This window comes from Kitasatospora sp. MBT66, from assembly GCF_000710405.2.
Lineage (GTDB): Bacteria > Actinomycetota > Actinomycetes > Streptomycetales > Streptomycetaceae > Kitasatospora > Kitasatospora purpeofusca.
Genome location: NZ_JAIY01000013.1, coordinates 218,436 through 219,017, shown reverse-complemented (window position 1 = coordinate 219,017; position 582 = coordinate 218,436). Strand labels below are relative to the sequence as shown.

The 582-nt window shown below is 83.3% G+C and carries 1 pseudogene; it reads left to right on the top strand.

Annotated features, from left to right (window positions below):
• Nucleotides 1-582, top strand: a pseudogene (locus BI06_RS51565) (hypothetical protein); the annotation flags it as partial.

Below are 582 nucleotides of genomic sequence, written 5' to 3'. Positions count from 1 at the left end.
CGAGGCGCTCCCGGAACCGGCCAGCCGGTCCGTCGGCCGGGCAGTGCCCGGGGGCGGGACACCGGCCGACGGACCGTCGGCCGGACACCCGGGCGGAGTCCGGGGCGGCGGCGCCGCGGACGGGACCGCCCCCGGTCGGACGGCGGCACCCGCTCCCCGCGCCCCGGCCGCCGCGCCCGGCCCCTCCCCCGCTCCCGACCCGTCGTCCGGGGCCGAGCGGCCGGGACAGGACCCCACCGCCGGACTGCTCGACCCGATCACCGGCCCGGCTCCCACGGACGCGCCCGGGCCGGGCAGCGCGAGCACCGTCCCCGCGGCCGTCGGCGCCGTACCGGAGCTGAACGGCGCGACCGCCGCCGTCAACAGCGCGCTCCAGGACCGGATCCGGGCCGGCGGCCTCCCGCTGCCGGGGCAACGGGCCGCCGTGCCCGACGCGTTCGCGATCGCCTCCGGACTGCTCGGCACCGTACCCGCCCAGGCCCGCCCGGCCGAGGCGCGCACGCCCCGGGGCGAGTCGGCCGACGGACCCGCGGGCGGTTCCGCCGGCACCGGCGGAAGCGCGGGGACCGGCCGGTCCGACGG